Origin of the sequence: Desulfovibrio sp. Huiquan2017, from assembly GCF_017351175.1 — a bacterium.
Taxonomy (GTDB): Bacteria; Desulfobacterota; Desulfovibrionia; order Desulfovibrionales; family Desulfovibrionaceae; genus Pseudodesulfovibrio.
Genome location: NZ_JAFMPN010000003.1, coordinates 243433 through 259150, shown reverse-complemented (window position 1 = coordinate 259150; position 15718 = coordinate 243433). Strand labels below are relative to the sequence as shown.

Here is a 15718-nt window from a genome sequence, read left to right as displayed (position 1 = left end):
TGCGTCGTGATTACCGCAGGCGACGGCGAGAGGGATGGCGGATTTGACTCCGGCTCAATGGATTTGAAGGAGGTGGTTGCAAATCTGTCATAAATTCATTTGAAAATGAATAGATACCGATTGACCTGCCTGGTTGTTTCATTGGTTGATGAATCAGTTTACTAGAGAGAAATGGAAGGGTAACAATCAGAAACATCTTTTTAATCACATAAAATGAATTCAACGCTTCGCCCATTAACGTAGACAAGAACTAGGGGTAGGAATCCAATGGGTAACTCTCAATCGCGTCAACAATGCTGCGAATCAGTTCATGAATCCGTCTCTGTATCATTTGACCTCCTATTGCCACTGGGCGCTTTAAGTCCCGAGAGTTTTGAGTACTTCTCTCTTGATTTTTTAACTGCCTTGTATCGGGAAAAGGCCGAAGTTCATCAAGCGGGGAAAACCGGACACAAACAATGTGGTATAGACCTCGAAGCCGTATTCACTGATGGCGCGAATTTTACCTTTCAGTGCAAGCGGGAAGCTCAGTTCGGCCCAGCCAAAGTGCGGGAAGCCGTCAAGGCGCAAACAATCCCAGCTAAAAAAAAGTACATCCTGCTCTCACGCATCGCGAGTCCTAAAGCAAGAGAGGAGATCAAGAAAGCCAGGGGATGGGATATATGGGATCAGTCTGATATAACGAGCAAATTCCGTACACTGCCTAAAACTGAACAGGTCCGTATTGTCGATACCTTTTTCCCTTCCCAGCGATTTGCGTTGACCGGACAGATGGGGCCTGGTCCATGGCTTACCGTTAAGGGCTTCTTCACACCGCAACTCGTTAAAGGCAGAATTTTTAACCAAGGATGGGAACTCGTCGGACGAAGTTCAGAACTTGGTCAACTCAGTGCAGCGTTTGCTGATCATAACGTGGCTGTGACGAGCCTTATAGGCCCAGCAGGTGGCGGCAAGTCACGTGTGCTTCGTTCTGCACTTGAATCTTTTTCAGCTAACCATCCTTTTGTTCGGGTGGCTGTAGCTTCTCCAACTGAGGTGATTGACGCGAAAGGGTTAGAAGACCTTGGAACAGGGGAAAAGCTCTTGGTGGTAGATGATGCCCACGATCGCGACGACTTGAATCAATTAATACGATATGCGGGAGATGAACGAAACACTACGCGACTGTTGCTTGTCTATCGCCCCTACTGGGTAGATGTCATCCAAGGGGAGCTAGCTCGAGAAGGGCTAACGGGGGAGTACGTCGCGTCTGTCCCGCTGGAGAAACCAACGAAAAAAAATGCCATCGAACTCGCCTCGCAAGTCCTGAAAGAGCATGGCGCATCCACTAAACTTGCGCCAATGATTGCGGACATGGCGTACGATAGTCCGCTTGCTGTGGTGGTCGGAGCGCAAATCGTTGCGAAGGAGGGACTGCACCCCGAGCTTTTAGGATCGAATGAAGAGTTCAGTGCAGCCGTACTCAAACGTTATGAGCAAGTAATTACAAGGGATATTGCGCAGGGGAAAGATCGAGAACGCATCAGCGCAATGCTGCGCATTCTTGCTTTAATTCAGCCGATGATGCCTGATGATATTCATGTTAGAGGACTTCTTAGTGAAAAAGAAGGGATTAATGCCCCGGACGCGTCGCGGCTGGCTCGGCTCCTTATAGACTCTGGTGTCCTGTTCAAACGAGGTGCGCTGTACCGTTTGTCACCGGATCTACTTGCTGATTCAATAATCGAGAGGGCTTGTATTACATCAAGTGGTGAATCCAACGGCTACGCTGAAACCATTTTCAATGCGACCATTCCTGAGCATAAGGAACATATACTTCTTAATCTCGGTAGACTCGATTGGCGTCGTAACAAGGGAGACACCTCTGCGAGCCATTTGCTTGATAGAATTTGGTCGAATCTTGAATGGGAGAACGGCTATCAAAATTCTCAAGTGAAGGCTGCGGCTTCTGTTGCCTACTTTCAGCCCCGCCAAGCTTTGGGATTTGCCCAGCGCCTCGTTGAAGAAGGGCATGGCCTCGACGAATACGTCTGTCGTATGATTCGTAATGCGTCATATAATCTCAAATTCTTGCCTAACGCATGCGAGTTGTTGTGGGATGTCGGGAAAGGAGATGCGAGGCCAATGCACCAACATCCTAACCATCCACTTCGACTGCTCACGGAGCTTGCGACTCCTGAGCCAGGAAAGGCAATCGCATACTGCGAAACGGTTGTTGATTTCGGGCTTTCCCTCGTGCCTTATAGGGACAGCTGGACCGAAGTGGCAACGCCATTTGACGTCCTCAAAGGATCGCTTGCGACGGAAGGTCATACTTCCGAGGCCGCAAAGCGTTCGGTTATTTTTACGCCCTACGGAGTGAACCCCAAAGCAGTCGCTTCCATGCGCCAACGTGTCATTGACACAATCCTCGAAAGTCTTGTCAGCAGTCACAACCGGCAGGCATTTGCTGCCGCGAAGTTGCTCGGTAGCGCTATCCGAGGTCCGATAGGAATAATGAACCATAAGCCTTCGGACGCAGCCCATGCAGCCTGGTTTCAGGAGTTCGCCGACACATTGTCGCGTATAACTGCTGTCGTCGAAGCGAATTCTCTCCCGGCGATAGTCCTGGTTCGTCTAGGACAGACGGTATCCAGGGTTGTTCGGTATTCTGAAGAATCTCTTTCCGAGCCCGCAAAATGTATTCTTGCTCGACTCGACCGCGATCTCGAGACGCGGGTAATTCGTGTCCTTATGGATGGATGGGGACATGATACTTGGCCGCTTGACCGTGAAGGCCTCCATAATAACGAGCAACGTCAGGAAAAGTTGGTGAAGGAATTGGAGGCCTCATTCCCGAATGCTGTGGATTTGGTTTGGTTTCTTGAAGAACGCCTTGTTGACCTAGAGAGTTATCATGAAGATCTGCTTCATTCCACGCACATCTTTCTCGACCGGCTGATCAGAAATCAGGCAGCCGTGGCTCGGGAAATCATTGCAGTAGGACAACGGAATCCCGAGTCACCTTTGGCTGGATATGTCCCATCTGCGCTTTCTTCGCTGTTGGTGCATGAGCCAAGTAAAGCGCATGAGCGTATCCATTCACTACTTGAGTCCGGAGATAACTGTTTACCTTTAATCGCCCGAGCCTATGCAATCGGGATTTTTGGGGCACGACAAATCAACGGGGCCGACAAAGATATTCTTAGACGAATATTTTGTTCGGAGGATGCCGCCGTGCTTAAATCCGCATCGTGGATTTTGCGAGAGGTTGCGCAGAAAGATAAACGACTTGCGATCGACCTTATCGCCCATGGAAATTCGGCTTTGGCACATGCCTCTGATGGCGAAGTCTTTATGTGGCTTGATGATGACCAGTACATCCCGTTCGACTTGATCAACGAAGAAAACTTGGAGTGTCTCCTCCAGCTTTTGATTATCCCCAACAACCTCGACAACCACTTTGTCCGGAGATTTCTCGCAAGAGTAACAACTCGGAATCCGGGCCAGGTTCTCAAATTGGCAAAGGCAAGGTTGGAGCGCGCGACCACGTTGAACGACTGGACGTACAAACCTGTAGGAGTCGATAGCGAAGCGTCACTCAACCTTCTGGAGCTCCCAGAAGGAGGGGTAATGCTTCATGAGGTCTTGGACTGGGCGTTACTGAAAATTTCAGATCACCATTTTATGTATCAATTTACGGATATGGTTGTTGGGCTCTTTGGACTGACTTGCCAGGCCTTTGCTTCGTCACTTGAAGCTTGGGGAGCAGGAGGAACCTCCGCACATTTTGCGGTGCTTGCTGTCTTGTTGAGAGAAGTGCCAGAGACATTTGTCTTTAGCGAGCATGCGTTTGTCTCGCGGATTTTGTATGCAGCAAGGAGCGTTGGAAGAGAAGCCTATATGGATATCTGCTCATCCTTACAATCTTCTGCCATTTATGGTAGTCGTTCTGGCACATTGGGGCAGCCATTCCCGCAAGATATTAAGATGAAGGAGCGCGCCGAAGAAATGCTTGCCTCTATGAGTAAAATAGATCCAGCTTATGAGCTTTATGACGCGATCCATAAGTCTGCAACAAATAATATAGAACGTTCGCTTGCCGAGGGACGAGCCTTGGACGAAGAAGACGCTGACGCATAGAGCGTTGCATGCTGATTAAGGTGCAACGTTTTATTGGGGGCTGATCGAATGAAAGTCGTTATTCTCCAGCCTGTGCAGCCACTTGGCTAATAATCCCTTTACATCCTTTCGAATACATAAAATTCACTATTTGTTCGATTAAATTAACGGTCTTGGTGGGTTTGCCCTGAGTGCGGGCGATCTCCATCCCTTCAGATAAACAGTGTTCAATTCTTTTGAAGGTATCGGATGGTTCATCGGGATCCAGAAAAGAGGGCTCGGCCATCCTAACGCGAAGTAGACCAAGAATAAAAAGAGCGCCTTGGAAAAAAATTTGCTCTACTTTGTTTTGTTGGATTTCAGCACAGATGATTTGTGCAGTGCGGTTGGCAAAATGTGTAACCATAGCATTGTTGAGTGCCTGCCAAGCTGTTTCTCGATACGTCAATATGCGAGCTAAAGAACGCATAACAGGAAGAGGAAATGGATTTCCTTGGTCTTGGACTGACCGGTTATAGACCTGCTGAAATATAATTTTGAATTGGCTGTCTGTGGTAAAACAACGGCTAGAAGATTCAACAAGATAATTCCATGTTCGATCATATCTGTTTTGTTCATGATTTAAAAAATAATGTTCAATATATCCAATAACTCGTTGTGGTGTTGCAGCCCAAAGCCAAGAGGAACGAATAAGAAAGATACGCGTATTTTGACTTACCCAAGTCCGATTTTTTTCAAGGAATCTTTTTGACTGCCGTTCTATGCGAGCCGCAATTTTAGAAATTATAGCATTCCCTTGCAGGACGTTTGTCTCTCCTTTTTCATCTATTTTTTTGAGAAATACACCGCTGTGGGGGGCCAATACCCCTGTACAAACTGCGACTTTCATTGCATCAAGATTATCTATGAAAGTAGCATCATTTACAGTGTCCGGAAGTTGAAGAAAATTAGTGATGTGAGTGTCATTAAATGCACCCGTGTCGGTTGTTGTTTCAATGTGTAGCAGTTCCGGCCAACGTAGTTGAGGTTCCGGCAAATCCCCTTCGGCTATGGGAGCCATGCGGGAATAATCGAAAGTCACAGGCCGCCCCATAAGGGCTGCTTCCTTTTCCGGCACAAATTGAACTCGAGCCAAGCCACTTGCGGGGCGCATTTCGACGTTGACCGTCAAGTGAACATTTTTGACCGGAGCTGCAGGAAATTCAACGCTTCCTTGCCGAAAAGGAGATTTCGATAGATCGGGTTTCCAATAAAGGCACTTGGCATAGTTTCTAGCATAATCGCGAAGTTCGGGATGCAAGTCCCAAGCCTTATGAGCAAAAACTGCATCAACACTTCCGAGTCCTCTGACCTTGTCTTCAATAGGACGTATGAACTCGTTGCGGAATTTGGAAACAGGCTTTTTAGGTTTTTTCTCGTTATCCAATCGTATTTCTTTTTTAAAATGGATATTCATAGAGGAAGAATTTTCGGGGAGAAAGAAACGATTGCCAATGCTATCAGTATAAGGTCGTCCACCAGGGCATTCGCTGGATTTTACGATATCCACCCATTCTAAATCCCCTTGTTTTTGGGTGAGTAGGGCCAAACCTGGCAGTGTATCTAAATAGGTGGGAAGGTGGGCCGCGAGTCGTTCTCCAAAAAGGCTCGCTCCAACAGCCACCGGGTCGTTACAAGTGCTGGGTATCCATAGCTTGTCCGGTTTGGGTGTTGGCCCAGGGGGCAGAGTCAGCTCTTGATTAAGCCAATGGGGTATTTGCGGCGGAGCCAACGGGCCACAGAGAACTGCCCCCCTCAATTTCCCTTTTTGTCGCAGCAGGGCCGTCTTTAATTCTTTGCCCAGAAGCTCGTTCCAGGTCCGGCCATGCCCCTTGCGGTTGGTCAGAGGAATAGAACAGGATTTCCTGAGCAATTTTAGTAGAATTTCGGATTGCCCCAATGCACAATCATACACTTGCTCTTGCAATGATTGATCAGGATTCCAAGAGCGCCATCCTTCAGCTGTGGACCAAGGCTGCGGCAGATGGTGGACATCCCAGTCTATCCCGGCGATTGTTTCCCATAGTTCCGGGAAATTGGTGAATGTTTGCCAAAAGGCCCCGTAATCTTCCTGGCAGATCGAATCAGCTTTTGCGGACAGAGCACAGGCCCATTCCCAGCCTGCAGGCAAGGGGCCATGCAAAGGACGGTTCCGCACAGGCAGTACGAACCTTTGCCCTTTACATACTTCTTCTTTTAGGCCGAAGGTCGTGAATTCCATCCCATCCGGTCCCATGTAGATCACGAGCATGAAATCATCGTCCGTCAGATCGGCGGGACGGGCCAAGTCAAGCCAGGCCATGGCGGCAGCCACAGGGCGCCAAAGCAGTTGCACCTGGTTCCGACTGCGGCCAAAGGCTTGAAGGAGGGCCTCCTGGCCGAATTCATCTAAATGGTCGGGGATTGCAACGACGATTTCTTCAGAAAGAGGAGATGAAGCGTTGTTTGGGGCCACCAGACCCTTGATATGGGCCGTCAGGATAGTTGCCAAGGGTATGGATACTCCCTTCCCGGCATTCCAACGTACGGGGCGATCCCCAGCATCCACCAGCAGAGACCATGCCACAGGTATGGGCACACGTCGCAAAGGGGCCTCCGGCGTCACTCGCGCTTCGGGAGGCCAGCGCAGACCGGAATGAATTCGTTCTTCTTCGGCATCATCGCCAATGCGGATATGGCCCAAGGCACTTTGAGGCAGCACGGCATCAGCGAGGTAAAAATCGTTTGTTGTGCACCCCTTGTCCATCGTGGCGACACAATCCTTGAGTCCGAATGCAGAAATGCCTTGAATATGATTCATATCACCAGCTCCAAGATCTCTTCGACAACCAAGGCGATATACTGTACGGCGGAGTGCCAATATTTCTGATCGGTCGGAATCCTAACCAGATGCACATTCCCCTCTGTCGCAGAATAGATTTCGGATTCTTCGGCCTCCAGATCGCTGGCAAGAACAAACGCGTGCAGTGACGGGAAGTCGCTTGTTCTTTCTTCGAGAAGAACCCGATGGCGGTTTAAGGCGCGGGATGCGGAATTAGCGATATCGGGCCATGCCGGCCTTGTTTCGGGTGACCCGCCCGCCGTGTGAACCGCCCAAATCACGACAACCGTTTGTCGCTTTCCGTCCAGAGAGGTAAAGACCAGATAAAGATGGCCTCCCAGACGCCCCAGAGTTTTGGTGGTGTGGTGTTTTCCGGCCAGTGAGGGGTGAACAATTTCCAATATCGTCCCGGAGTTGTCGCTATGATTCGGTATAACCAAAAAAGGACCGGGCTCGCAGCCGGGTTCGACACGAGCGCCTAGCCGCTGTTCGGGGAGAACGGACAATGCAGACTTCAAAATTTCCTTTATTTCGAAATGCCGGGTGCCATCCATATTCTCGAGAAGCGAGATCAAGGTTACATTAACGAGCATACGTGCGATATCAGCCCAGGTTCTGGCCTGCCAGTCCCAAAGGCGGTCTTCCGCATCCTCGCGGCGCAGGAGTCTGAGGTAAAATTCCCAAATCTGCTTATAGCGGGAATCATTTTGGAGCACATAATTGGGACGAACGGCCGGCGGAGGAGGCGATATTTGTTCCAGTTGGGGATGACAAGCAAGCATCCTACACATGTGCCCGAAAGCGTTCACGTAGCGGCCACGCACGGAATGGGTTCGCTGCTGCTCGGTACAGTCAAAATTAAGGTAGCGTCGACATTCGGTGCCGCTTCGCTTTAAAAAATCCTTGAGCACCATATTTTCCAGAGTGTCCCGGGATTCTCGACGCGTTACGGCCAAAAGACGATGGTGATTGGCAGCCGCCTTTTGGGCTGACGTGGTGCCGGGTTGGCGGACATACCATCGAAGACAAGCGGTATCCGTTTCAGCCACCCGTGGCGCCGGGACCATGGTGCGTTCCCGTACCAAGATACGCCTGGCCGCCTGCACGATCAAAGGCAATTGTTTATTCAATCGTTCGGCAATGCGGACAATGAGCGCCATACGGGGTTCAGTGTCATTTGCATCGGTTTCTTTTAAAATTCCTAAAAGGTTCGTCCAAGGAAGTTTGTTGCTGCGGCTGGTGTCCAAAGATTTTAAAATACATTCATCGAAGAAGTTCGACCAAGCCAGAACGGTTCGGTAAAGTACGCTTTCGGTCCGCTTCCCGGCATGTTCCGAAAGGCTGGATACAGCACCTTCTGTTTGCAATGCGATCTCCTCGCAGGAGGAGCCTGTGGCGATGGTTATCTTCTGGCCGCTTTTCTGAGAAAAAATAGTTCCGCCGTTCTTTTCTGCAATGACGCCATGCGGAGCCTGATAGATTTGGCAGCGACCGAATGTGGACACATAGGCTGGGCCAAAAGGAAGGAATTTTTCATACCTTTTGTTCAAAAGAATTGATGCGTCTTCCATAACGGACAACACCGGGCTTCCGAAAAAGGGCACAATCACGGAGCCTTGACCAAGCTCCTTCGTCTCATTCGAGCCCGGGTTGCTCACAGACCAAGGCCACAGGTGCAACAGGACAGGGGCAGCCCCGTTCACGGCTTACTCCTTATCATCCAGGGTTCTTGTCACGCCACGCCAAGTGAACATCCCTAGATTCTTGCTTTCGTCTTTGGCCGTATTGAATGTCCGGGAAAGGGCCTCGTCCCCCAAGCCGGCGATAACGGATTCCACGGTTCCAAGGCATCCGATTGTGAGGTCGTCCATCTCTAACCCTCGCAATTTGGGGATGATCTTCTGTTCAATCTGGTCGGCAAAGGCCAACTTGTATCGGTCCTCATGGTCGACGCCAGGATAGTTTGCCAAGTACAGAAGAATGGCATCTTCCACGCGGAAACCAAACGGACGGCCTACCCGCTCCAACCCATTATTGATGGAGCGAATCCAGCCGGTGGCTTCATCATACCAGGAGTCGTTGGGACGGCTTTCTCTTTGCCAGTCAGTCCATTGCTTATAGGTGAGAAACGGATGATGTTGATTTGATTGCTGTCCCTCATTTCCCGACTGTTGCCGTTCGTCGGGTTTCCCGAATCGGAGGACATTGGATCGATCAAGAACCTTGTCCGACAGTGTCTGTGTTGTTTCGTCCTCATTCATCGTTCCCACGAAAAGAACGTTCTCCGGTACCCAAATCCGAAGGCTCTGCTGCCGCCCCGGTCCGGTATCCAATTCAACTTCCGCCTTGTCCCGTTGCGCCGGTTCGTTTGAGTTGTCCACTTGGCGACGCAGTTCCAATTTTGATAGGAACTCGCTGAAATAATATTCAGTACGGGCCAGATTCATTTCGTCAAGCAACACCATGAGCAATCGTTTTCTGGGCCAAATGTAACCATCGTCAGTCTTCCCGTCCCGGTAGTTGTATGGATCCATGCGCACCAAAGCTCGGGAAAGCTCCGTGGCTTTATACTCTTTTTCCAAATAGTTATAGAATCCAAAGAGGTCTTGAGGAGAGTCCCACCTGGGTTGCACTGGAATCACGAGCGAATGCAGTCCCATGAATTCAGCGTATTTCATGGGGAGCAACGTCTTACCCGTGCCTGAAACTCCGGCAAGCACGGTGAGCGGATTGATCTTTTGACATTTGAGTGAGGTGTGGAACGCGTCGATGACCCGGGAAGGAAAGTACAGTTTACGCCGCTGCAGATCTTCTTTGAATGCTCGGAGAGCTGTGTATTCATCAGTCTCACGCGACGGTTCGTCAAATTCATTCTGGTGTAGGCAATTGGCTTTACGCACAAGGAGGTCGGCATACCGCCTGTCATCTCCCTCGCTGTCAGCCCCCGTGTCGGCTCCAGCCAGTCCCTCAACCTCCGATTCCAAACGGTCTTTTCTGATTTCAAGCTTTTGGATAGCCTCCTGGGTCCGATCGAGTTCTTCTCTTTTTACGGCAAGCTGTCTTCCCAGATCCTCACAGGCCGACGTTCCGTCATCGACCATTTCTGTCAACTTTTGGGATTTCTCACCCAACGATTCGATCGAAGTCTCAAGCCTACTTACGTCCCTTTCCAGCGCGTTCTGTTCGGAACGTAGCGAGTCTACGAGTACATTCAGTTGAGCGCGTTCCTTACGGCTTTCGTTCAATGTATCAAGCTCGCCTTCGGCGCTCTGTAGCTCCTCCTTAATCTTGGCCAAAGTCGCATTCCCTGTGGCAGCGTCCTGTTTCAGGCCCTGAATACGTGCCTCCAAGGAGGTCTTTTCCCTGTTCAAAACATTTAGACGGATCTCTGCTTCCGGTACTTTGGCCAAAATGCCTCGGGATTCCTCCAGACGATTTTCCATCTCTTTGATGTCGCGCTTCAATGCTTCGGCCTGACTTCGATTGCTTTCGATATCTCCGATGTGTTTTTGAAGCTGCTCCAATGTTTGAGCGGCCATATGTTTCCGGTTCTCCAATTCGCCCACTTCTTGGCGCAAGGCCTCGTTTTCCTGATCCTTGGCCAAACATCGTTGTTCCAGATCCGTGAGCTCGTTGCGGATACGCTCCTGTTCCTCCCGTTCCCCGGTTAAACGCAGCAACTCGTCTTTTTGTTGTGCGATCCAGTCCTGTAAGGCTTTAACATCGGCTTCGGTCTGTACCTTTCGCGCAGCTAACTCGACAACATCTTCTCCGTCCCGAAGAAAGGCCCGCTGCCTTTTGCGCCAAAAGAAATGCATAAAGAAAAAACAGAGTAACACAGTCACAACCAGGGCGGCGCACAGCAACCAGAGACTGGCGGGAATGAAAAGGGAAGCATGCATTTTGTTATTATCTCCGGCTATTGAGGTTTACTGTTAGTGTCTGAAATGGCCTGCTGCCCTTTCCCGGGTGAGTCGCTAGACCGGTCTTTCAGGTCTGAGGCCATTGCATTCAACTTGTGCGCAAATGATTCCAAATTCGTCAACAGTGCATCGAAGCGATTTGTCTTTTTGCCCAGTTGAACAGCGGAGGCAGAGGCTGTCTTCAACGTAGAAATTTCTTCAACCAAGGTAATTGTATTCTCAGATATCTGTTCCAAGCTTTGCTTCAACTTGGAAATTTGGGAAGAAAATCCTTGGTTGGATTCCTGAATGGTTTGATATTCATCGCCAAGCTTTGAGGTGACTGAAGTAAATTGCGAGACACCCTGCCCCGTCTTGTCCGCGAGGTTTTGTACCCTTTCAGCCTGCTCGGCGAATTTCGCAACACGTCGACTTAATTCGGAGGTCGCATCCTGAATGCGTTCCTTTTCCTGCTCCAAGGCTCCCACTGTTTTGTGCGCATTTACGGCTTCAGTCTGTAATCCTTCCGCAGCCTGAACAGCCTTGCCCTTAATTTCAGCCAAGGCGGTGAGAGCTTCGGCTTCGGTTTTCAGGCTATTGACCGTTTGGTCGGTTTCGCGGTTCAAGTTCTTAAAGTTGGCTAGAATATCCTGAAATCCCTTGGTCAGGCTTGCATACACTTGCCCATCCTGCTGAAGCGCCTGAAGGGCCTGTGTTTTGCCCGTGATTTGGTTTTTCAGGTTGGCAACCCGTGTATCCAGTTCATCGTGTGTTTGTCGCAGTTCGGCAATATCCTTTTCGAGAGTGATTTGCTGTCCTTGCAGGGAGGTCACACGGTCATTCAGTGCATTGCCCTTTCGCGACAACGCGTCCACTTCACTCTGCAATCCTTCTGTTTGTTTGGACAAGGCGTTGAATTCGGTTCGCGCGCCATCTCTACGCTTGAGGGCGTCCTGCATCTCCTGCTGGGCCTTTTCATTTTTTCCCAAGGCTGCGGTCATTTGCTCGGAGGCCGTTTTCAATCGAATTTCCAACGTATCCTTTTCCGATTGTAAAACGGCAACCTTTTGTGTGAGGTTCACACTTTTTTCTTCCAACAGGGGAAGTTGTGTTAGAATTTCACGGTGCCGCGCCACCTGTTCGATGAGTTGTTGCTGTTGCAATTGCAATTCTTGCTTAGCAAGAGCCAATTCGTTACGCTCTTGAGCTGCAGTCGTGCGCCATTCCGTTCGTTCCTCCTCAAGAGCCATAATCTTCCATCCCATGGCAAGGAGTAGCAAAGAAACAAGAAAGATCAGTCCTCCCATGAACCATAAGGGAGGGAACATCCTATCTAAAGCCACTGGTTTTCGAATTCGAGATTTTTGTTTTTGGTCGACAGAAATATCGGTGACTTGGTTGGTGTCGGTCATGCCTGCTCCCACATTTTCATAATTTTTGTCACACATCCAGGCAGATCCTCGCGGAGCTGATACGTCCAGAAGCGGACCACTTTCCATCCCATGCCTTTCAGTTCAATGTCGCGCCACAGGTCATCCCGCTTGCGGGATCCATCAGAATTTCGGTGACAGTCTCCGTCTACTTCAATGTCCAGTTTAAGCTCAGGACTTCCCTGTCGCACAAGGGCCATATCGAGGCGTCTGTAGCGTACTGGATACTGGGGCTTGGGGGCCAACCCGGCATTCACCAAAGCCGTATACAGAAGCTCCTCATACGGAGATTCATGAGGGTACCAAGGACTTTTATTGGGAGTTGGTGGGCGATATTCCTCCGGGCGGGCCAAACGTTCTATATGGGGGATACCGCACCGGGCTGCCCATTGGCGGTTGCCAACCACATGAAGGACGGCGCGGGCGCGGCTCACGGCGACATTAAAAAGGTTGCCGGTCTCCCGCAGGAAGTAGCGCGAGCCCCGCGGCATGTCCGGCCCTCCGCACAGACTGAAAAGGATTACGTCCCGTTCGTCTCCCTGAAAACCATGGGCGGTATCGATATGCATCTGAGCGTCTTGTAACGCCTGGTAGTTCACCCCGGATTCATAGAGGGCGTCTTGAATTCGGTTGGCCTGTTGGCGAAAGGGAGTCACGATACCTAATGTTCCCCGATATCGACCGTCTCCCAGCAATGTCTCAACTTGGCGCACAATTTCCTTCACCTCTGCTGGACAATGACAGCCACTTCCCCCCGCGCTCTCGACTTGGCCTTGAATCTCGGTCCAGTGAATACCTGAAGATACGCCCGGCGGAGGATTGAGCTTTGCGCTGTTTGTTCCTACCCGAAGCCTGCCGTTATAAAAGAGTGAGCTTGAATACTCGGCGATATCGCCAGCACTGCGGTATGTCGTGTCCAGGAAAATAGGCACAACCCCTGTCGTTCCGGCACATAGGTCATACAATGAGCTTTCTGTATACGCGAATCGTTGGTCTTCTACTCGTTCAAAGTTGAGATTTTTCCGCATTAATGTATCTTTGGCCGGACTGAGCCGACTGGTGTGCGTGAGTTGAAGTGGGTCACCGATGACCCCTACTCGTTTCGCCCGAAACAGGATGGGAATGGCTGAAGGAATATCGGACTGGCTTGCTTCATCCAACAGCGCCAGGTCAAATAGTCCCGGACAAAACGGAAGCCGCGAACCGACAGATAAGCTGGTCACGGCCCAAATCGGGCTGGCGTTAAGGACTTCTTTGCCGAGCGAACTGATTTCACGCACGGCTTGTCCATCCAGCCGACCGTCCGCGAGACCCGTGTTGATACTTTTCAATGCCGCACGCAGGCCGGCCAGTTTGGCTCTCGTATCCTCGTCTCTAAGCCCCATGCGCCGTTTTATGTCCAAAGTGAGAAGTCCCGGCAAAATGTCCGCCATGCGCTGATCGATACGAGTTATTCTTTCGGTAATTTCTTCCAGTGTTGGCAGTTCCGTCGCATGGATTTCCATTTCGCGGGCTCTTGAGCGGAGTTCGGCATATTCTGCTGCTTTTATGAGCATCCCCAAGGCCTCACCCAACAGATTCTGACCGTGGATACCTGGCCAAAAGGGAAGGACAGGCATCCCGGGGATATGCTTGATACGTCTGCGTAGCCGAAGGTACAGGAAAAGGATACGGCATCCCGGCCAAGACGAAATTTGTGAGTTCTTTTGTCCGGTGTTGCTGAATCGTTTCGATTCCGCTGCATCCCGGACATCCGCAGCCGGAAAGCTGTGCGGTTTTGGGTCCAAGTATTCGGGCAGTTCCTTGGGCAATTCTCTGTGCAGATAGGAAAGTCGGCTCTCGATTGCGCCGAGCGTTGTTGAAATTCGTAGTATTTTAGCTGCGGTATCAGCTTCGCAGCCGCGTTCCTTCAATCGGGCCGACAAGTCTTCGAGAACTTGTCCAGCGGTTTCCCGTGCAGCGTAGTCCGGCTGGGCCGTCAGCATATCTCGTATGGCCGAAACGAAGGTATAGCGTAGACTGGGATCCTCTTTGGAGTTGGCGCGGACCACCATGGGGCATCCTGAGGGATCGACCAATCGTTGAACGACGGCATCAATGGCCTTATGGTTCCGGCTGGCTATGAGTACAGATTGGCCTCTAAAACGGGCATTGACGGCTGTCCCTGCCACCACTTGACTCTTGCCGGTTCCCGGGGGGCCGGTGATCACGGAAATATCCCGTTGTAATAATGAGGCTACTGCCTGGCGTTGAGAAGCATTGAAAGGGAAAACGTCGGTCACCACGCCTTCCACCGAGTTGTTTTCGTCCGGTATCGCAACGGGAAGTGTGCGTTCCGTAAAGATCGAAGCCAAAGCTGTGCTGTCTAACACCTCGTCCGGGGCGTTGGATATAATCGAAAGTTCCTGCAACAAGCGTCGGCTGTAGCGCGTGCGTTTCGCCGACATGACGACGGCTCGATTGTAGATACCGTTTGCAAAGGGTTCTTCGAGCGGCATGTCCGGGATGTCGCTTAAGTCGAGTCGCTCTCGAATTTTATCAGGAAGAAATGAGGATAGGGCAGAAGTCAACACATCCAGATTTGGGGCCGCCTCACCCTTTTCTCGTTCTATATTGCCATCCTCTGGCATCCTTGTGCGCATGAATCCACATGCGGAGAGGAAATTGCGCTGCCGGCCCGCCTTACGGGAAAATGCATATTCCAACCAACCTAGGTTGATCTCCGGAAAGGGGTCCTCAATTGTTAAACGCAGCCCCTGTACAACAACTTCTACCTGGAGAGGATAGAGGAAAACAGGGCGTAGTACGCTGACATTAATCCCGTTCTCGCCTTGCTTGAAAGACGCGTTAAGCGGGTAACCCAGAACCACAGTGGAATCATCCCCAACACCAGGGAGTTGGGCTATGAAGTTAGAGAGATGTGTTCCTAGTGGGATGGTAGCTTGCCAGCGCACTCCGGGGCGAGGCTGCCAAAAACCGCTTCTTCGCAAGAAAATAAAGCTGTCGTTAAGATGGTTGAGATAGGCATGGGCGTCCGCTCCTTCCTCATTACGGACACACTGGATGTAGTATCTGAGCAGATTGCGGAATTTTTCCCATTTCCCCTGGCTTGCGTGGGGCTCCCCCTCTCGGTCCTCTTCTTCCTCAGGACAAGGCCGGACTTTTCCCGACCAGATGGCCTCGTGTGTATCTTGGGAGACGAAAGGCAAAAACGTTGAAGAGCTCGCTGGGGTAGTGCTGGCCGATTTCCATATCCCGCCTATACACTCGAGTTCCCCGTTTTCCATAAACTTTCTGAGATGCTGCAATACGAGGTAGTCTGGAGCGTCAGTCTGCCTGCGGAGAGAAGAGGACAGGCTTCTTAGGTTCGCCGATCGGTCGGAGGTCTTCAGCTGATGAAGCATTTGCTCAACTAAATCCGTCGG

Annotated in this window: 6 protein-coding genes; 1 reads left to right on the top strand and 5 read right to left on the bottom strand. The window is 50.7% G+C overall.

Annotation, left to right across the window (positions count from 1 at the left end):
• Positions 1–267: 267 nt before the first annotated feature.
• Positions 268–4122, top strand: a complete 3855-nt coding sequence (locus J0909_RS03795; RefSeq protein WP_207260593.1) for a P-loop NTPase family protein — start codon at positions 268–270, stop codon at positions 4120–4122.
• 58 nt (positions 4123–4180) lie between these two features.
• Here the strand turns inward: J0909_RS03795 and J0909_RS03790 are convergent, their stop codons facing one another.
• From J0909_RS03790 to J0909_RS03770, 5 genes are all read right to left on the bottom strand, one after another.
• Positions 4181–6940, bottom strand: coding sequence for a hypothetical protein (locus J0909_RS03790; RefSeq protein ID WP_207260591.1), 2760 nt, complete (start codon positions 6938–6940; stop codon positions 4181–4183).
• Entirely contained in the window at positions 6937–8532 is a 1596-nt protein-coding gene (locus tag J0909_RS03785) for a DUF2357 domain-containing protein (protein WP_207260589.1), read from the bottom strand. Before J0909_RS03785 ends, J0909_RS03790 begins: the two co-directional genes overlap by 4 nt.
• A 135-nt stretch (positions 8533–8667) precedes the next feature.
• A complete protein-coding gene (locus J0909_RS03780; protein ID WP_207260587.1) occupies positions 8668–10863 on the bottom strand; it encodes a DUF8727 domain-containing protein in 2196 nt (731 codons plus the stop codon).
• A 17-nt stretch (positions 10864–10880) separates the two neighbouring features.
• Positions 10881–12275: a coiled-coil domain-containing protein gene (locus J0909_RS03775; protein WP_207260585.1), complete on the bottom strand. Its 1395-nt coding sequence runs from the start codon at positions 12273–12275 to the stop codon at positions 10881–10883.
• On the bottom strand, positions 12272–15697 hold the full coding sequence (locus J0909_RS03770; RefSeq protein WP_207260584.1) for an AAA domain-containing protein: 3426 nt from the start codon (positions 15695–15697) through the stop codon (positions 12272–12274). The genes J0909_RS03775 and J0909_RS03770 overlap by 4 nt, the downstream gene beginning before the upstream one ends.
• Between the last annotated feature and the right edge of the window lie 21 nt (positions 15698–15718).